At 63.2% G+C, this 19183-nt stretch carries 15 protein-coding genes and 1 pseudogene; 7 read left to right on the forward strand and 9 right to left on the reverse strand.

Annotation, left to right across the window (positions count from 1 at the left end):
* A pseudogene (locus D9601_RS16590) lies at nucleotides 1-163 on the forward strand (conjugal transfer protein TraH); the annotation flags it as partial.
* A gap of 23 nt (nucleotides 164-186) precedes the next feature.
* Nucleotides 187-2991, forward strand: coding sequence for a conjugal transfer protein TraG N-terminal domain-containing protein (locus tag D9601_RS16595; RefSeq protein ID WP_198355219.1), 2805 nt, complete (start codon nucleotides 187-189; stop codon nucleotides 2989-2991).
* A 4-nt stretch (nucleotides 2992-2995) separates the two neighbouring features.
* Here D9601_RS16595 and D9601_RS16600 read toward each other — a convergent pair whose 3' ends face one another.
* The 6 genes from D9601_RS16600 to D9601_RS16625 all read right to left on the reverse strand — a co-directional run bounded on the left by D9601_RS16600 (nucleotide 2996) and on the right by D9601_RS16625 (nucleotide 10065).
* Entirely contained in the window at nucleotides 2996-3178 is a 183-nt protein-coding gene (locus D9601_RS16600) for a hypothetical protein (protein ID WP_198355220.1), read from the reverse strand.
* 86 nt (nucleotides 3179-3264) lie between these two features.
* Nucleotides 3265-4200, reverse strand: a complete 936-nt coding sequence (locus tag D9601_RS16605) for a nucleotidyl transferase AbiEii/AbiGii toxin family protein (protein WP_198355221.1) — start codon at nucleotides 4198-4200, stop codon at nucleotides 3265-3267.
* A 17-nt stretch (nucleotides 4201-4217) separates the two neighbouring features.
* Complete coding sequence (locus tag D9601_RS16610; protein WP_232474336.1) at nucleotides 4218-4874, reverse strand: hypothetical protein; 657 nt, start codon at nucleotides 4872-4874, stop codon at nucleotides 4218-4220.
* Between the two features lie 127 nt (nucleotides 4875-5001).
* A complete protein-coding gene (locus tag D9601_RS16615; RefSeq protein WP_198355222.1) occupies nucleotides 5002-6231 on the reverse strand; it encodes an argonaute/piwi family protein in 1230 nt (409 codons plus the stop codon).
* A 221-nt stretch (nucleotides 6232-6452) separates the two neighbouring features.
* A complete protein-coding gene (locus D9601_RS16620) occupies nucleotides 6453-8321 on the reverse strand; it encodes an SIR2 family protein (protein WP_198355223.1) in 1869 nt (622 codons plus the stop codon).
* Between the two features lie 163 nt (nucleotides 8322-8484).
* The gene (locus D9601_RS16625; RefSeq protein ID WP_198355224.1) at nucleotides 8485-10065 is read right to left on the reverse strand and encodes a trypsin-like peptidase domain-containing protein; all 1581 of its coding nucleotides are present in this window, start codon (nucleotides 10063-10065) and stop codon (nucleotides 8485-8487) included.
* 162 nt (nucleotides 10066-10227) lie between these two features.
* Between D9601_RS16625 and D9601_RS16630 the strand changes: the two genes are divergently transcribed.
* Nucleotides 10228-11184: a hypothetical protein gene (locus D9601_RS16630; protein WP_198355225.1), complete on the forward strand. Its 957-nt coding sequence runs from the start codon at nucleotides 10228-10230 to the stop codon at nucleotides 11182-11184.
* Between the two features lie 32 nt (nucleotides 11185-11216).
* Here the strand turns inward: D9601_RS16630 and D9601_RS16635 are convergent, their stop codons facing one another.
* A complete protein-coding gene (locus D9601_RS16635) occupies nucleotides 11217-12146 on the reverse strand; it encodes a site-specific integrase (RefSeq protein ID WP_232474337.1) in 930 nt (309 codons plus the stop codon).
* Nucleotides 12147-12989: 843 nt separating this feature from the next.
* Between D9601_RS16635 and D9601_RS16640 the strand changes: the two genes are divergently transcribed.
* Genes D9601_RS16640 through D9601_RS16650 form a run of 3 tightly spaced genes read left to right on the forward strand, consistent with a single transcriptional unit; the run spans nucleotide 12990 to nucleotide 14145 of the window.
* Nucleotides 12990-13388, forward strand: coding sequence for a hypothetical protein (locus D9601_RS16640; RefSeq protein ID WP_198355226.1), 399 nt, complete (start codon nucleotides 12990-12992; stop codon nucleotides 13386-13388).
* A gap of 2 nt (nucleotides 13389-13390) precedes the next feature.
* Nucleotides 13391-13921: an RES family NAD+ phosphorylase gene (locus D9601_RS16645; RefSeq protein WP_332838040.1), complete on the forward strand. Its 531-nt coding sequence runs from the start codon at nucleotides 13391-13393 to the stop codon at nucleotides 13919-13921.
* A 23-nt stretch (nucleotides 13922-13944) separates the two neighbouring features.
* The gene (locus D9601_RS16650; RefSeq protein WP_198355227.1) at nucleotides 13945-14145 is read left to right on the forward strand and encodes a hypothetical protein; all 201 of its coding nucleotides are present in this window, start codon (nucleotides 13945-13947) and stop codon (nucleotides 14143-14145) included.
* 185 nt (nucleotides 14146-14330) lie between these two features.
* Here D9601_RS16650 and cueR read toward each other — a convergent pair whose 3' ends face one another.
* Nucleotides 14331-14714, reverse strand: a complete 384-nt coding sequence (gene cueR, locus D9601_RS16655; protein WP_198355228.1) for a Cu(I)-responsive transcriptional regulator — start codon at nucleotides 14712-14714, stop codon at nucleotides 14331-14333.
* Nucleotides 14711-17389 carry a heavy metal translocating P-type ATPase gene (locus D9601_RS16660; protein ID WP_443024766.1) on the reverse strand — a complete coding sequence of 893 codons (2679 nt, stop codon included), beginning with the start codon at nucleotides 17387-17389 and terminating at the stop codon, nucleotides 14711-14713. The genes cueR and D9601_RS16660 overlap by 4 nt, the downstream gene beginning before the upstream one ends.
* A 181-nt stretch (nucleotides 17390-17570) precedes the next feature.
* On the opposite strand from D9601_RS16660, the gene D9601_RS16665 reads away from it, so the two are divergent.
* Nucleotides 17571-18884: a type II restriction endonuclease gene (locus D9601_RS16665; RefSeq protein WP_198355230.1), complete on the forward strand. Its 1314-nt coding sequence runs from the start codon at nucleotides 17571-17573 to the stop codon at nucleotides 18882-18884.
* Nucleotides 18885-19183: the final 299 nt, after the last annotated feature.

Below are 19183 nucleotides of genomic sequence, written 5' to 3' on the forward strand. Positions count from 1 at the left end.
GTTCGCGCAGCGCGACGTCAAGCTCTCCAACAAGCTCCAGGTGACGCTGCAGATCATCAATCGCAGCATCATGCTCGAATCGACGCTGCAGAACACGATGACGCCGGGAATGGCATCCGCGCTCAACTTCTCCCGCGGGTTGAATGCCCAGGGGCTGATGTAGGCCGGGGCGCGGGGGAGGGGGCGATGCTGGAAGTCTTCACGGTCGGTGGCGGCGAGTATCTCGTCAACACGTTCAATGCCGTCGCGGCGTGGGCGGGGGGAGGGGGCTATCGCTCGCTCCTCCGCGTCGTGATGGTGATGGGGCTGATCTACTCGCTGCTTGTCGTCGCATTCACCCTCAACTTCCGCGCCTGGCTCAACTGGTTCCTGCAGGCGACCGCGATCTATCTCGTGCTGATGGTGCCGACGGTCGACATCAAGGTGACCGACCGGATCAATCCGAGTCTCGCGCCGGCGACCGTCGCCAACGTGCCGCTCGGGCTGGGCGTGCTGGCCAGCTTCACAACGCAGGTCGGCGACTGGCTCACCCGCACCGCCGAGACCGTGTTCGTGATGCCGAGCGAGCTCAACTACTCGACCAACGGCATGGTCTACGGCGCGCGGCTTTTCGATGCGACGCGCAATTTCGTCATCCGCGATGCCGAGTTCGCGACCAACCTGGAAAGGCATTTCAAGAACTGCGTGTTCGGCGACGTGATGCTGTACCGCAAGTCGCTGACCGACCTCGCCAAGGCGCCGGACCTGTGGGCGGCGATCGGGCCGGGTTCGGAGGCGCGCTCGCAGGAATGGCTGGAGCGGCAGGGCGACGGCACCGTCACCAGCAACATCGTCACCTGCCGGCAGGCCTATGGTGCGCTCAACGCGCAGTGGGCGACCATGATCGAGGCCAATACGCCGCTCTGGGCGAAGGAAGTCTATCCCAAGCTCAGCAACGACGTCGCCGCCGCCAAGCTCCGCCACGACGTTCCGATCATCAATGCTGCCTTCACCTCGTCCGGGTCCGACTACACCGGGGTCATGCGCCAGAATACCGCGATCAACGCCTTCATGCAGGCGCGCAACTCGATGGCGGGCGGCACCGGCGCGGCTGCGATCGACACGTTCGCGCAAACCCGGGCGGACATCCAGGCGCGCAATACCTACAATTCGATCGCGCAGCAGGCGATGGCCTGGGTGCCGATCCTGAACATCGTCCTGACCGTCGTCTTCTTCGCGATGTTTCCGGTGATCTTCCCGCTGTTCCTCATGCCGCAGACTGGGCTCGGCACGCTGAAGGGCTACGCGATCGGCTTCTTCTACCTCGCCGCGTGGGGACCCCTCTACGTCATCCTCCACATGATCTGCATGACGAGGGCCGAGGCGGCCGCCGCCGGGGTGGCGGGAGGCGGGGTGACGCTCGGCAGCTACGCCGGGATCGGTGCGGTAAACGGTGAGACCGCGACGATCGCCGGTTTCATGCTGATGAGCATCCCTTTCCTCGCGGCCGGTCTCGCCAAGGGCGCGATGTCGATCGCCGGTCAGGCGACGTCGATGCTCGCGCCTGCGCAGAATGCCGCCGAGGCCGCCGCGCTCGAGCAGACCACCGGCAACTACTCCTACGGCAATGTCAGCTGGGCCAACGCCACCTCGAACATGCGGCAGGCCAACCAGTGGACCACGGCGGCGGCCTATATGGGCGGTGCCGCGAGCGTCGGGTGGCGGCAGGACAACGGTGCCACCATCACCGGCTATGGCGACGGTCAGGAGGTGTTTGACACCGGCGGCGCGATCTCACGCCTGTCATTCACCCCGACGATGTCGACGGGCGCGGTTGCGGAGTGGCGACAGATGGCGAGCGAGGCGCATCGCCAGTCGCAGGCTTACGAGAACGCCGCGCAGGAGATGCTGACCTGGACCAAGACGGATCGAAGCGCCTATGGGACGTCGAGCGAGCGCTCGGCCGGTTGGGACACCAGCACCGGCCGATCGGCGAATACCTCGATAGAACAGTTCGACCGCTCATCGGGCAGCAGCTCGCAGGGTCTGGAGGATCGCTCGTCCACGGGTCAGAGCCTGCGTGTTTCGAGCGGCACGTCACGTGACGCGCTCACCACTGATCAGGTGAGCGGGCAGCTGAGCGCAGGCATTGGCGGGGCCGGCGGCGCGAAGGGCGGGGGAGGGCGGCTGGCCAGCATCCTGCCAGGCGGCGGTATTGGTATCAGCAAGAGTGGCACGCAGCAGCGCCTCTTGCGACACGGAACCGACGATGCCCGGAGTTCCGACAGCTCGAGCACAGCGACGACCGGCGTGCGCGACGAGCATTCGAACGGAAGCGGCGCATCGACGTCCGAAGGCACTTACGATCGGGCCGGCAGCTTCAGCCGAGCCTCGTCCGCATCGAGTTCGTCCCTTTCGCACGAGCAGGCGCTCGCGCGCGCGAAATCATTTACCGAGACCGCGCGCAAGCTCGAGGAACTTTCGCAACAGCTAACCCGGGACGCCAGCTTCGCCGAAACTCACGGCATGCAGCTCAGCGAGAACATGAGCCAGGAGCTCACACAATGGTACCGTGGCCAACAGGTCTCGAACCCTGGGCTCGATGCGCCGGAGCTCTGGGCCACCAACCTGACCGATCAACAGCGCGCCGTTCGCCAGGAGATGATCTCGCGCTGGATGCGCGACAAGGAACTTGGCTTGCGCGAGGAGATCGGCAGCGCTCTGCGCGAACCGGCGCTCGTCAGCGTCGCACGTCCGGCCACAACGGATGCCGCGGACGTCCGGGCTTCCTACCACCCGCAGGATACCGCCGCGGTGCCGCACTCTCCGTCCGTCGGAGATCCCGATCGAGCGGCAGCTCTGATCGAGGCGGGTCGAACACGCCTCGATAGCGACCGCTTAGCAGCCGAGGGTTCGCGTTCGACCCATGTCGGCGCCTCGGTCGATATTCAGGGGGAAGTCCATCGAGCCCAGGACCGTGGGTTCTTCCTGGACCCGAAACTCCGCGAATGAGCTTTCAGATCGCGAAGGACGCGTAGACACCGAGCGCGATCACCACCCCCAGACCGAGGATACGACCAATCAGCACGCCGCGGGTGACCGGCGCGTCGGACGGTTCCTCGATCGGGATCTGCTTCATCAGCACGATCGGGCCGCCAGGGAGGTGGCGCGTCTGGATGTATGTTTCGATGTCCAGCATGTTGCTTCTCCGACCTCGCAAAAATTACCAAAAAGGCACCTTCTGAGCAAGAGTGACTGACGAGCATTTCCACCACTAGAGTGAGATCAAAGCCGGGGTGCGAGCTCCCGAATTTTCGTGAGAACATCATCGAAGGGGGGCTGTCCACGGTAGTAGAGAGCCTGCGTTCGCGTGTATGCCGTTTCAAAACGCTGCCGTGTTTCGGTGTCATCGAGCAGGAACGCGGCATTCTCAGCGATCACCTTATTGTCTGCCGAAGGAAAACGAGCTTCTTTATGAGTCTCGTACTCGGGTGTGCCGATGAATTGCTGCACACTCTCATCATCTAGCAGGCAGTAGACGTCGTAATAATGACGCAGAAAGTTTGCCGGCATGCTGCCATCGTTGAGGTGCTTGCGAAACTTCGTCGAGATCGTCTGGAGCTTCTCGACCAAGGTGTAGCCCGGCTCGTAACAATGCACGTCGACCGCGCGATTATCGACCAAACCTTCAAGCCTTTCCCGAACAGCTCTATCATACGCCCACGAGCTGATCGTCCGCGGACGGTTGGGCGCGACCTGGTCGAACCCAGCCTCGAGCAAAATGCCGGACTTCACGCCTTCAGGGAGAGGATTGCCGCTCGGGTAATGAAGGCGAATGCCGGCGCTTCGCATCCGCACGTCGTCGAACGCGGTGTCACGATCGGCGCCGTCAAACCCGGCGATAGTCAGCCGATCGGGAAGGCCGTCGTAAAAGGCTTTCCGTGCTTCGATCTGCGGCAGCTTGTTCTGATTCTTGCCGATGGGCAGCTCGCCCTCGGGATGGATCAGGATATCGATGTCCTCGGAGAATCGGTGAATGATCCCGTATCCCTTGGACAGCGAGGTGCCGCCCTTAAGCTCGTACCTGAAGCCGAGCTGTTGCAAGCCCCACAGGCCGTGCATGATCCAATAGTCCTTCTCGACCAGTCCCGGGTCGATCGCCTCATCGCGCCCGACGACCGCCAGCAGATCGGCAAAGTCCCCGCGCTCGTGGAGCAGCATGCCGCAGCTTGCCGCGGTCAGGCGAGCTGAAGCACAGGCGCGAGCAGGCGCTCGGCCCGAGCCGACCCGAAGTCCTTCACCGCGCGCGCCAATTTGCTCTTGTCCATCTCTTTGGCTCGGTCGAGCGCGCGGGGAAGCACGGCCGCCTTGTCTTCCGGCAGGCGGTCGAGATTGTGGAGCAGGTCAACCAAAAGGACCTCTTTGGACAGACGCTTCGGCACCGAGGAGCGCATGCGGAAGTCGAAGGTACGGCCGTCCAGCTTGAAGCGGCCATGCCGCTTGTGGTTGTAGACGACGGGTTCGTTGTGGAGCTGGGTGGTTCCGACACCGAGCCCGTTGAAGGCGTTTGGCGTCACCATGAGGAAGCGGTCATCGCCCAGGAAGGACGCAACGAGCTTCTCGGGCTTGGCCGGCGCCGATCCGAACCGGGTCTTTCGGGGTACCATATAGAGCCCGGCCGACACCTTCTCCAACCGTCCTTCATCGAGGAGCTGCCGAAGATGGCGATCGACAGCCGTCGACCATCGCGCAAGGTCCTTGCGGCGGTAGACCTGCCCAGGGCGCAGGTGGCGCTTGAGTTCGGCTAAGCCCGACATGTTAACATCTCCGACTCTGAAGATATGGCGCGAGAGCCGCTTTTGCAATAATTCTAATTGAGGATTCATGCGGACCATCAGTGCTGCTCCCTGCGTATCGACCAAGCCTGTCGGCCTGGGAGGGTTCTGGGGAGGGGGCGCGCTTGAATACCGCGGCGTCGCACGGGCAAAACCGACCGCTATGAACAGCTACGTGTGGCGGCGATCACATGAAAAGGCGGTAGGGGTAGACGCTTCGCGGCAGATCCGGGACGTTCGCGATGGTTCGCGCGAGCCGCTGCGAATATCGGATGCTGACGGGCACCGGATCATAAAGCGCGTCGTTGTTCCAATCCATTTTTGTCAGCGCCAGCGCCTCATGGGCAGTGAGTTCGAGCGGACCGCTGCCAGCATGGCGAATCAATTGTAGCGGCCGGGGAATACTTTTCTTCCCCTGGTAATAGTCCCCTTTTGTCGACACATCGGGGGCATTGCCAGCAACCCATACCAATGCGGAATTGCCCGAGCGGATGACCATTGTCCCGCGCGGCACGGGGAACCCCGACGCCTTGGTCGGTGGACGATCCATCCCAGATTTGATGAGCCAGACGCCACGCCAGCGGGATGCAGAACTCACCTCAACGCATTCGATCTCAGGCACGCCGGCGAGCGCGTCGAACGCTCCCTCGATTTCGCTATCCTTGAACGCCGTAGTTTTATGGATGACCATGCGCCTTGGCAGATTACCAGCGTTTCGTCCTTGATAGAGCGCGAGGCTACGGGCGAGAACCGCCCGCATGTCGTCGCGACTGAGAAATGGGTTCCTGCGTGCTTCGTAGACATCAGCTACGGGATCCTGAGCTTCAAACGCCACGAACTGCATACCGCCGCCGTCCATATCGAAGACCTGGGAGCAGCAGGTAATATAGTGCGCGTCTCGTTGATCTCCTCGAAGGGCGTAAGCCAGTCCGATATAAGCCGTGTCATCGGGAACGCCCTTCAGCGGCGCCAGCTTCCACGGAGTCCCTGCCGCCTTAACGTACAGGGCGGTCGCCAGCCTCCATGCCAGTGAGGCTTTGTGGGCAAAGGTGAAAACGCGGTCATTCAAAACCTGCGTCGGGATATTGTACCTTGCGCCCAGCGCCTTCAGGACGTCGTGGGCATCGAAAAACTTGCTGCGGGTGGCAGCATTCCAACTATCCGGAAAATGGACCAGCACAACGTCAAACTCGTTTCGGACAGCATCGAGCCGACGCAGCGCGGTCTCCATTGCCAGATAAAGCTTCTGCTGTGGACCGCCATCACCCGGCAGCTGATCAAGCTCGTCGGGCCATTTGATGTGGGCGCTAGCTGCCGCCGGGTCGAGGGCAACATGGAAGAGTCGCTCGAACCCGGGATACTCAGGGACATATTCAGTGCGATCGGAAGGCCGGTGCATGTTGCGCAGCAGACGCATCAGGTCGCCTCGGCGTATGAAGGCACTTCGCGGCCCGACAGTCGCGATGCGGATGCGAGAGGTGAAGTTCCCGAAAGAGTCTTTCGAGTAGGGCCCGTAATTCGCTAAACCTCTGAGCGGGTGAACGTCGACCTGGGTGCTGTCCGATGGCGAAAAGGATAAATCCGGCTCGTCGAGAAGGCTGAACGGCGGGAGCTTTGCTAACGTCGCAGGACCAGCCATTATCTACTCCTATCAAAGTAGACGTGGTGGTGGCCGGGCCGGCTCCAGCCGGTAACGGACGCTAGATTGAAAGTAGCATCGACGCCGGTGCCGTCATCCAAATCGAAGGCGCGTCGCGGCGAACCGCTTGGTCCAGTCAGAAGATGCGCCCAAGCGCCGATGATGCGAGCCCACGTGCTGTTATAGCGCTGCGCCCATCTTTCACGACGCCAGTCGCCCGCCGGATCGCCGCCGCGGTCGTTGCGTCCGCTGAGCGGATCGTACTCGTCCTCGCTGCTCGATCGGTCCTCTGACCCAGCAGGAGGTCTTTCTCTCATCGGTAGCTCGACGAAGGTATAGGGCTCGAAACCGCACCACCACCGACCATCGATTTGATCAAGTTTAAGCGATATTCCTTCTTGAAAGGGGAACATGAGTTTTGGCACGGTTCCCGTGAGAGTGGTGCCGTAGGCATCTTTGAGGGCACGTAGAGAGCTTTCCCGACGAGCGGTCTGATCCGGACGCTCATCGGCGCGAGGCGGTGCGACAATGATTGAGTGTCCAGATCGTCGAAGGCGCGGGATGAGGGGGCGTCGGCGCGCTAAGGCCCGCACAAGCGTGTCGTACACCAGGCCAGCCGCCCAGCTCTCTCGGGCCGGATCCAATTCAATTGTGCCTGCAAGCGTGGCGCCGAGTTGGGCCAGTGCATTGAGAATATCTTGATCGCGGCCGAATACCGCTAGCTCTCGACCCATGGCGGCTGCGGTCGCGCGCACGCCAGCCGACTTAAACAACCCGCGGACCTCCGGCGACGTCGTTGCTTGAGTAAGCCGTACTCGCCTTGCGACAAGTGGCATAGCCTCGATAAGCAGCGCGGAATAGCGAAGGACAGGGAATCGTCGGGCTTCGGCGCTGGGCGGTTGGACCGGCACCAAGCGCGGCGCCGGCCGCCCAACCATAGCGTAGTCGTAAAGCGGCTGGGGCAGGTCTATCGCTTTTGTTAGTGCCGCAGCCAACTCGTCGAACGTAGCGCACTCGACCACAGCAACGTCCACGCCAACCTCGACGGCACGGGTTAGGAGTTCAACGACTTTAGGCAACAGGTGTTCAGCGGACGACGCAACCCAGTAAAGGCCGCTTGGGAAAGGCGACGGTGATTTTAGAACAGCGTTTAGCACTTCGAGGATTGACGCATCCCGACCACTGTAACCGATGAACACCATCCCGAACCGCTTACCGGCTTCTTCGAGTACATGGCGCATACGCGCGTCCTGTTGCTCCAGCTCGGAGCCGGTGTTCTTTATAGCGATGGATTGATAGTCGCCATGCAACTTCGCGATGAGCGGCCAGTCCGACTCGTTAACGGATCGCATTGCACGATCGGCCGAGTCGATCGCAGCGACCGTTGCGCGATGTTGCTCGGCAGGAGGTAAAACTGCGTTGGCCGACGTAGCCGCTTCTTCTGCGAGCGGATCAAAGTTCGTCGTGAAAATGCAGTCAACCTGGCCGGCGGCAATTAGACTGCCGAGCACTTTATGGCCGAAACAGGGTGTGCCCTTGGAGATAGCGTCGTCAATATACTGCCGGCGGTGGCGTGGCTGCGGGTAGATCGCCTCAAAGGCGGCCGCATATTCTGAAGGGTCGCCGTCGGGCGGAAGAAGCGAAGAGGTGCGAAAGAACGAGCTGATCCGTTCGATCCACACCGGGTCTCCGGTATCGATCTCTCGCTTTGATAGATTGTTTTCCCGGCAGAAGATCTGCGCCTTGAAATCCGTTATCATCGCGTATCCCGTCGGGATGCCGGATGCAGCGGAAGCGCCTGCCCCCAAGAACCACGAAATCAGCTGCGGCCGGAGTGCGAAGGCGGTCGCGAACTGCGCAGCGGACATGGTTGGGAGGGAACTGATGATCGTCGTCCTTCAGTTGTCCGTGTTGTGACGAGAGTTTAGCCAACCTTCATAGAAATAGCAGTGCTAAAGCCTCCCCGCGACGCAAGCCCTACGCGGACGGCCAAGGGGGGAAGCGGAGGCGCGCGAACGCCGGTCTCAAACATCACTCAGCCAGCCACTTTAGCAGGACACCGATCTCGATGGCGAGCTGTCGGGCCTCTTCCGGCCCGCCCTTGTGCACGATCCCCACAACCGCTCCGTGCGCGTCCAGAATGGGTCCGCCCGACATACCCTGTGCCAGTTCCTGGCTAACTTCGATCATCGGAACGCCGCTCTTTATTGGCAGCGAGGTGACCGATCCCCCACGGACGTTGATCTTATCCCCCGGTCCAAAACCGGGGTAACCGAAGGCGACGACGTCGTCTCCGACAGCCGCGGACCTCGCAGCGACATCTAGATCGAAATAGTCAGTCGAGTGGGCTGCGTGTCCAAGGAGCGCAAGGTCTCGGTGAGCGCAACGCTTGAGTACCGTTACCTTCGAACGATTTGAGGGCTTTGACGGATGGTAAACGACGAAATCGCTGTCCCCCTCGACGCAATGCGATGCGGTTACCAACCCGACGTTCTTGAGAAAGAATGCCGTTCCCTGCTGTCCACCATCGGCAGAATGCTCGACGATCCAGACCGCACGATCGCGCCGTTCTTCGACCGTGGGTGCGAGCATGATCGGGCGCGCGGGGAAGCTGCGATTGTATCTTGTCGCCAACGACCGGACCACCGGGTCTACACTTCCCTTCAAGTGCGTGATGTAGGAAATTGTGCCGCGGAGATGATCCGCGATAGCGCCTTTGCCCCCGCCGCTGCCATATTTCTGTTGAGCGTCGTCCAAGCCTAACAACTCGATAGAGTGTAAGAGGGCACGGATCCTCCGAACGTACCTTCGGTCTACATTAAGGCCACCGTTTATCTTGACGCCGGTGACGATGCGCCGCGAGTTGCGGTCCGCATAATGCGCCTTTACTGGGTTGATAATGAAGCCGTTGCTTTCAAACGCCCCTCGCAACGGTGCGGCGAGCATGTCAGGGGAGAACCGACCGACAGCGGGTAAAGCGCCTTCAAAGAGAGGCGCAGGAGGCTGATAGCTTGAGAAGGTGATATCATCTGCGTAGCGCGTGTAGATCGCGCGTGCGCTCTTCGCGATTTGAAGGAGCTGGGTATCGAGACGGAAGCAGATCATGTTGGAAAGCACGGGACTGGTTGAGGCACCCTGAGGGAGGTGACTCTCAACACAGCAAAGGCGTGCAACAATCTCTGCAACCCGCGGATCGATTAAAATCGATTTGAGAAGCCCTTTGACTCGGTTCTCCGTTATGGTTGGAAAGAAGTCTTGGAGGTCGAGGTTTATAACGAACCGTCGCCGACCATGCGCCTCCGCGTTCGTCTTCACCGATCGCAACTGGACGAAGCCGTGAACCGGATTACGTACCCTGTAAAGCTGATCTAAGAGCGGCGCGAGCTTCGATTGAAGAATCTTTAGTCGACGATCTGGCGCCATGATCAGCCGTACCTTGCCACCGCCTTTCGCGATGGAAAACTGTTGATACATGCGGCCGCGATACCACCAGATCTTCTTCAGTTCGCGCGGGCTGAGCCCGAGATGGCGAAGCAAGCTCGCCTCATCGGCCAGTTCTGCCGGAATTGGGAGCGGAAAATGCTGACCGAATATTCGCGCCGCCGAAAGCACGGGATCTCCCTTCCAATCACGCCAGTCGCCCAGTGTCGCTCGGCGGGCACGATGCGTCTAGACATTCGCTCTTAGGCCGCAGTTTCACAGCCCGTATGCGAAGGGAGACCCCGTCAAAATCGAGTAGCAGTTCGGAGTCGAAATCGGAAGGATGATAACCGGATGGGTAACGCGGATCATCTACCAGGCAGGCGCCGCTTCGGCTGGTATCGGCCGACTGGCGGCGCGACGTTCGACCTCCAAATCCTCCACGATCCGCTCGACGAGGCGACTTGGTTCGAGTTCCGTGAGCTTACCCGCGTCGTCGAATGGCTCCGGCCCTATATCGTCGACTGGCTGGCGCTGACGGCTGACTACGAAACGTTGCGAGCGGCCGAGCAGGAAATCGCGGCCGACCTCAGCGACATGCTGCTTACCGGCATGATCACGACCCTGGCCGGTGTCGACGCCAACGCTAAGGCGCAGCGTCGGCTTTCCAACTTCCTTGGCGCGGCGAGCGCCTTTCGCGACCGCGCGTCGACCCGGCTCGCTGGGGAGTTCGGAAAAAATAGCGAACAGCGCGCGTCGTTCGTCGCGGCGACGCGGCACTGGTTCGACGCGAGCTTTGCCTATCGATGCCTCTATCAGCTCCGCAACTACGCCCAGCACCACGAGCTGCCAGTTTCGTTCGTGCCTATCCAGGCCGATCGCGAGCCGGGAGGACTGATGAAGGCCCGCGTTGAGCTCCAGCTCTTCCCCGCAAAGCTGGCCGAAAGCGATCGCATCAGCGGCAAGGTACGCGTCGAGCTCCGGAGCCTTCCAAACACGCCGATGGACGCGGTAGCGCTCGCGACCAATTACATGAAGGCCCTGCGCAGCCTTATGGCGCTTCTCATCGGATTCTATGTCCCTCGTCTCTCGGACATGGCGCACTATGCGGCCGCGCTCTATCGGACGTTGGAAATCCCGCACGACGCCGTGCCGGTGGTGTGGGAGGGTGACAATCCGGCCGGCGGGCCTGAGTCGCAGCGACGGGCAATGATGATGGGGTTCGATGAACTCGAGCGCGCCTGGCGCCTTCGCGACGAGCTTCACACAGACCTTGCCAAAGGGGATGGATGTGGCCGCGTACCACCTTGATCGCTATGCAGGAAATACCTGTGGTAGAGCGACTATAGAAAGCGCTCGCCGGCATGGTCCGTGAATAGTTCGTGGTTGCGCACGTAGTCGCTCAGCACCTCGAGCGATTTGTGCCTGCTCTGCTCGCGCATCTTGAAAATGTTGGCGCCCCGCCGGGCCGCCTCTGTCAGGAAGCCCGCGCGTAGTGAATGACCGGCAACCTCCTCTGGATCGTAACCCGCGGCCGCGGCGCGCGCTTTCACTACCAGCGCGACGCCACGATCGCTCATCGGCTTAACGGTAATCCTGCCCTGCGGCGTCAGCTTGCGGAACACCGGGCCTTCGTCGAACCCGGCGAGCCGCACCCAATCAAGCAGCAGCTGCTTAGGCCGGATGCGCGTTCCCTCCGGGATCGCGATCGTCACGCCTTCGCCCTCCTGGTCGGTCTTCGATCGCCCGATCAGGATGCGGATGCCCTCCGGCACCATCGCGACCTCCTCGAGCCGGAGCGCGACCAACTCCGAACGACGGAACGCGCCGGCCATCCCGATCGCGAGGAGGGCACGGTCGCGAACGCTGCGCGGACTGTCGCCGTCGATGCCGTGGAGCATGTCGCGCAGCATGTCGGCGTCCGCGGCCCGTTTGCGCGCCTTGCGCGCGCCATGGGTGCGGCGGATGCCGGCGAGGACGTCGCGGATGGCCTGGGCACCGACGCATTGCTGGGGCGGATCGAGGCCCGCCACGCGGTGCATATAACCGATCGCAGCGAGGCGCCGGCCGATCGTCGACGGTTTCACGCCGGCTGCGGCCTCGCTGGCTAAAAAGGTGGCGACCGCAGCAGGTGCGGCGGGACGCGGCTCGATCTGGCGCGCATCGCACCAGGCAGCGAAGATCGTCCAGTCCGACTGGTAGGCACGGCGAGTGGCTGCGGCCCGCGACGCCTCAGCGTAGGCGCGGGCCGCGCCGACGTCCTGTTCGAGCAAGTCGGGCAGCCGCGGCGCCTCGATCGGCGCCGGCAGAAGGTTAGACGGATCGGCACCCTCGTCGGTCATCGACCGTCGGCCCCGTCGGCCGACAAAAGCCGCGCCCAGATCACCACGTTCGTCATGGTTCGCGAGCCTAACCGCACCCCCTCTTTCCGCGCCACTTCTTTTTTTCCGGGAATATGTCTTATCGGAAGAAACGCTGTGCGCAGCACTCGGCAAGTGTCGGTTTTCCCAAAACAGTAGACAAGCGGCCTAGCGGCGGCCCGCCATCGAGCTGCACCTGAACGGGTGAACATCTTTCTTTTGAGGTCTTCGGCCGCGTAGTCGGTCAGCCGAGGCAGAGCACCTCGCGAACCGCGGATCTGGGGAGGTGAGTGCCACCGATGTTCGGAGGCGCAGCACCGCGAGAAGATCATCTGCCCGGCAGCTACGCCAGAGCGCACAGCCGTCATGTTCTCAGAGCACGGCTGCTGGTATGAGGCTTCGTCCGATGAACGCGAGTTAGGAAAGAACGTGAGAGGTGACCCGATCGGTTAACCCGCTGTTCGCGGACGAGATAATCGAGTGCGTCAGCGAGCCGCGCTCGCCTACGGTGCAGGAGTTGTCTCGGCTCGCCAAGCGGATGTGGGAGGAGAGCGGCGCAGAACGTTCAGCATTCGCGTGGGGTGACCTGTTACCCTCGAATCCCGAGGGGCTGTGCGCTCTGCGCGCTGCGGCCGTTGCAACGACCGGAACGGGTGACGAGTTGAGCCAAGCCTCAACCGCGAAGGAGCGCACCTCTAGTTCTTGACATCCAACACGATGTGCATATATTGTGCATAGTTTCAGCGGAGATGCGACATGGCGACCGCCTTCCTTATCGACGAGCAACGCGCCACTCGGCTCGCGTCGGGCTTTGTTGCGAGTCTGCAGGAGCCGCGCACCCCGTATATCTCGCCCAAGCGGGTGGCGCAGGCGCTAGGCGTCCAGCTGTCGCGCCTCGCGGAGATCGCCGGCGTCCATCGCAACACGCTCGCCAATCCAGCGTCCGAGCGGCTTCAGGATCGGCTGCGCGACATGGTCCGCGTAATCATGGCGGCGTCGGAGCTGACTGGCGACCTGGAGCAGGCGATCTACTGGTTCCGAAACGAGCCAATCATGACGCTCAGGCGTCAAACGGCTGCGGAGCTCGTGGCCGCTGGACATACCGAGGCGGTAATGATGCACTTGTCCGAGCTGGTCGACGGCGCGAACGGATAGTCGTGCTGCGCATCGCGCTCGGAACGGGCCATTACTACCGCTATCTCACGCCCAAATGGGCGTACCTGCCACTGAGCGGGGCAGGGGCGGCGAGCGGAGGCGGCCGGTTCAACCGGCCCGGTGTCGAGGCGCTCTATCTCTCGGCCGAGCCGGATATCGCGCTTGCCGAGTACCGGCAGGGCTCCAGCTTGCCCAATCCGGCGACACTCGCCGCGTACGCGATCGAGCTGGCCGACGTCGTCGACCTGTCGGCGGGGTACGAGCCTACCGATTGGAGCCCGGAGTGGGCGGATTGGAACTGCGACTGGCGCTGGATCGCGCGCGTCGAGCACAAGGTGCCGCCGTCATGGCGATTGGGCGACGAGGCGATCAGTTCGGGTGCCCGCGGCCTGCTGTTTCCGTCGACCCACCGCGCCGGCGGCACGAACCTCGTGGTGTTCAGCGCCAACCTGTCCGCAGGAGATCGACTTGCCGTGCACGACCCAAATGATATGCTCCCCAAGGATCAACGCTCGTGGGAACCGGGACCGTAGCGAGCGCTGACGAAGGGATCGCAATGGCCGACCGGGACGACGATAGCGAGGAGACGAAGGTCGCGCAAGAGACGCTTATTCGGCTGGCCAACAGCTGCGAGCGCGAGGCTGGACGCGGCAAACCCGTGACGCCGATCGGCGCCGACCTGAACGAGGAGGATCTGCGCACGATCGCCGACATCCTTCGCAAGTTCGCGGCGACGATCGAACGGGAGATAGTATGACCGGAGTTGGGCTGCCGACGCGCGAGCCGATCGCTTAAGTGTTTCATCCTCCAAACAAATCAGTCAGTCTGATAATAATGATTATGTTAAATAGATGAAGGGTTTGACTTGGCCATGTGGGGCTCAGCGCCATGTTAACCGCGCCTTAGCTGCAGATCATACTTCTTCGCAAAAGCTCATGCCAGTCACTTGGCCAAGCGCTCAATGATCGGGCAGTCCGGCCGGTTATCGCCGTGGCAAGCTTGGGCGAGGCCCGTAAGGGCGCGGCGCATCACTTCCAGCGCGCGCACCTTATGGCCAAGCTCGGCGGCGCGCGCTTCTGCCAATGCCTTCACTTCGGCGCTCGACCGATCGCGATCGGACCACAGCCCGAGCAGCGTGCGGATTTCCTCGACCGGAAACCCCAGGTCGCGCGCATTGGCGATGAACCGCAGCCGGTGAACATCGGCGTCGTCATAGTCCCGATAGCTCCCGCGCCGAGGCGGCGCGGGCACCAGGCCGATCTTCTCATAATGGCGGATCATCCTTTGGGAGACGCCGCTGGCGTGCGATGCCGCCCCGATGTTCACAGCTTCACCGCGTTAAGCCGCAATGCATTGAGGACGACGGTGAACGATGAAAGCGCCATCGCCGCGCCGGCCAGCATCGGCGATAGCAGGATGCCAGCCACGGGGTAGAGTACGCCGGCTGCGATCGGCACGCCGATCCCGTTGAACAGGAACGAGAAGAACAGGTTTTGCCGGATGTTCCGCATGGTGGCGTGCGCGAGTTTGCGGGCGCGCACGATCGCGGAGAGATCGCCGCGCGTCAGCGTCATGCCCGCGCTCTCGATCGCTACGTCCGTTCCCGTGCCCATCGCCAGGCCCACGTCCGCAGCCGCCAGGGCCGGAGCATCGTTGATGCCGTCGCCAGCCATCGCCACCCGTGCGCCGCTCGTTTTCAGCTCGGCAATGATCCGGGCCTTGTCTTCCGGCCGCAGATCGGCACGCACATCGTCGAGCCCACCGACGGCGCGCGCCACGGCATCGGCCGTGGTGCGATTATCGCCCGTCAGCATCACGATCCGCAGCCCCTCCTTACGGAGCGCGGCAATAGCCTCCCTTGCGCTGCCGCGCACCGGATCGGCAACCGCGAAGAGGCCGGCGAGCTGCCCATCAACCGCGACCAGCATGACGCCCGCGCCTTCGCAGCGACGGCGATCGGCGGCTTCGTCGAGCGAGGCGGGATCGGCGCCGATCCGGCGCATTTGCGCGGCGTTGCCGATCACGACTTGGCGGCCGTCCACCGTCGCGCTGACCCCGAGCCCGGTTTGCGAGGCGAAGTCCGCGACCGCGCCGAGCTGCAATCCGCGTTCCTTGGCGGCCGTGACGATCGCATGGGCGAGCGGGTGTTCGGATTGCGCCTCGACCGCAGCGGCGAGCGCCAGCAGCTCGCCTTCGTCGATCGCGCCCGTCGCCTCGACGGCGACCAGCTTGGGCTTGCCTTCCGTCAACGTGCCGGTCTTGTCGATGACCAGCGTATCGACCTTCTCCAGCCCCTGTAGGGCTTCGGCGTTCTTGACCAGCACGCCGGCGTGCGCGCCGCGGCCCGTTCCCACCATGATCGACATGGGCGTGGCGAGCCCCAGCGCGCAGGGGCAGGCGATCACGAGGACCGCAATGGCGTTGAGGAGGGCATGGCCCATGCGCGGCTCAGGGCCGACCAGCGACCAGACCACGAACGTCGCAATCGAGATCAGCACGACCAGCGGAACGAACCAGCCCGAGACGCGATCGGCGACCGCCTGAATCGGCGCACGGCTGCGCTGCGCTTCCGCAACCATGCGGACGATGCGCGCGAGCATCGTATCGGAGCCGACCGCGCGCGCTTCCATGACCAGGCTTCCCGTCGTGTTGACAGTGCCGCCGGTGACAGGCGCATCTGCTTCCTTGAGGACAGGCGCGGGCTCGCCGGTGAGCATGGATTCATCGACCGAGGACCGGCCCTCGACCACGACGCCATCGACCGGGATGGCTTCGCCGGGGCGGACCCGCAGCCGATCGCCCGCAGCGACGTCGCCAAGACCGACTTCCTCCTCAGAACCGTCCGGCAGCAACCGGCGCGCCGTCTTAGGGGCCAAATCCATAAGGGCGCGGATCGCGCGCCCAGTCGCCGCCCTGGCGCGCAGTTCGAGCACCTGCCCGAGCAGCACCAGCGCCACCACGACGCCGGCGGCCTCATAATAGACCGGCACCATTCCGCCATGCGTGCGGAAGGTGGCAGGGAAGATGCCCGGCGCGAACGTCGCGACCAGGCTGTAGAGGAACGCTGCGCCCACCCCGATCGCGATCAGGGTGAACATGTTGAGGTGGCGGGTGCGGAGCGACTGCCACCCTCGCACGAAGAATGGCGCACCCGACCACAGCACGATCGGCGCGGTGAGCGCGAGCTGGACCCAAGGCGAGGCGGCCGGGCTGACCACATGCAGCCCAAGCATTTCGGCGAACATCGAGACGACGAGCAGCGGAATCGTGAGCGCGCCTGCGACCCATAGCCGCCGCGTGAAATCGACCAGTTCGGGGTTCGGCGCGTCGTCGAGCGACGGTTCTTCCGGTTCAAGCGCCATGCCGCAGATCGGGCAGGTTCCCGGCCCTTCCTGGCGGATTTCCGGGTGCATGGGGCAAGTCCACATCGCCCCCGGCGTCGCCATCGGCTCAGGACGCGGCTTGTCGCTCAGATAGGCGTCAGGGTTGGCGATGAACTTGGTCCGGCACCCGGCACTACAGAAGTGATAGGCATGGCCGGCGTGCTCGGCATGGTGCGCCGTTTTCGCCGGATCGACCGTCATCCCGCACACCGGGTCCGTTACGGTCGCCGCGGCGTCGCCATGATGATGTCCAGCGTGCGCGCCCAGGAAAGCATCGGGATCGGCGATGAACTTGGTCCGACAGCCGGCGCTGCAAAAGTGAAAGGCGTGGCCGTCATGCTCGGCATGATGCGCTGTTTTCGCGGGATCGACCATCATGCCGCACACCGGGTCTTTGACCACTTCGCCGGCATCTCCCGCCTTGCCGCCCGAGCAGCAGCCCGCCGGCTTGGCATGATGGTGCTCGACGGGAGCCGGCGCGGCCGAGCCGCCCCCGCAGCAGGATGAGGGCGCAGCAGCAGGAGCCGGGTTGGTCGCGGGCTTCGAGCAGCCGCAGCCCCCGGCATGGGAATGGGATTGAGGGTCGTTCATGGCGAGACTCCTTCGACCCGACAGCATGCAAGGTCTGACACCGTGTCAGGGTCAAGGCCCGGTTGGAGCGGCGGGTATGCTGAATCTACGCGGCGTGTGAGCATTGCCCTCACATGCCGGCGGCTAGCCCGAAACCCTCGACGCCATGAGGACCGCGGCTTAGGTCTGTTCTTCACTCGCTAGCGCGGGCTGGGCAAAACGGGGACATATGGCAGCGCAGATCGACACCCTCTCTACAGGCGACGACCATGACGGGCTTGTCCGACGCCTGATTTCCCGCTGGCGGGACGATCCGAACGCGACCTATCGGAGCTGGTTTTTGTGGGACGAGCGGTTGAAGAACTTCCGCTCGATCCGGCGCGGGATCACCCAAGTTGTCGGCGAGATCGAGCGGGGCACGTTCGGCGTCGCTTATCGGGGATCATCGCTCGAAACCGTCGTCCACTCCGTCGCCGAACAGCGGCAAATCTTCAAAGGCGCGGATCATGCCTTTTTGTGGAAGCCCAAGCTCCGCATCCCCGACATTTACGAGAGCCCGGAGAACCAGCGCGCGTTCGGCCGGCTACTCGACGCCTGTTCGTGCTGCGATACGGCCGAGGAGATCATCGGCCACATCCACGCGATCGACCGCCTGAAGATCAAGGGGCTCGGCCCCGCCGTCGCCAACCTGCTCTACTTCCTTCACCCGACGCTGGTGCCGCCCTTCAACACCGCGATCGTTAAGGGCTACAACGCGCTGACGGGCGCCAACGTCAAGCTGGGAAGCTGGGAACACTTCCTGGCGATGCGGACCGGCATCCTCGACCTCAATGACCGCTTCCGCGACCTGCTATCGAATGACCTGGGCGCGATCGGCGGGCTGTTGTTCGACATCGGCTCCGATCGCTATCCGGCCCCGCCGCTCGACGGGAGCGGCGCGGCGCTGGCGACGTGGGGGCAGCGGCTTGAGGCGGCGCGCGAAGAGGCGCGCACGCTCAGCAAGACAGCGCAGCGCGAGGGCGAGAACGAGCGCACCCATACCGAGATCCAGGCGTGGCTCCGCGATCTAGGACTGGCGCTCGGCTATGACGTATGGATCGCGGCGAACGATCGCAGCCGGCCCTTCAACGGATCGGCCTTGGGAGCCGGATGCCTTGAGGGCCTGCCCGACACGATCGCGACCTCGAAAGGGGCGGACTCCATCCGCTTGATTGATGTGCTTTGGCTTGAGCGGGGCGGCGATCATGTCGCGGCCGCCTTCGAGGTAGAGCACTCGACCTCGATCTATTCGGGCATCGTCAGGATGCTCGACCTGGCGCTCAGCGGCAGCGACCTTCACGCGACCGCTGGCCTGTTCCTCGTTGCGCCCGATGCGCGCGAGGAGGACGTTCGTGCGCAGTTGCAGCGTCCCGCGTTCAGCCGCGTCGCGGCCCTCGACATTTCCTACTTGCCCTATGGCGAGTTGGAGAAGAACCGCGAGGCCATCGCCCGGTTCGGGTCGGGGCTGAAAGCGATCAAGGCGGTGTCCAGCAAGCTCGCCTGAACCACTCTGGCAAGGGTTGGGAGCGGCGCGCGCGTATCACGGTTTAGAACTCCAGACACAGGAGGGCTCAGCGATGAATCGACGTCGTTTTGTGCTTTCCGGGATTGTTGGGGCTGGCTTGCTCGTGAGCGGCTGCATCAGCCGCCAGGAGATGGCCTTACGGCACCGTTCGGCGTGCGAGAGCTACGGCTTCACCCCCGGCACCCAACCCTATTCCAATGCCTGCTGCAGCTCGACATGGGCGACTATGGCTATAGTCACCACGGCCGCCGCGGCCATTGGCCGCAAGGGCGTCCCAC

The organism is Sphingomonas sp. MA1305, assembly GCF_016107325.1.
Lineage (GTDB): Bacteria > Pseudomonadota > Alphaproteobacteria > Sphingomonadales > Sphingomonadaceae > Sphingomonas.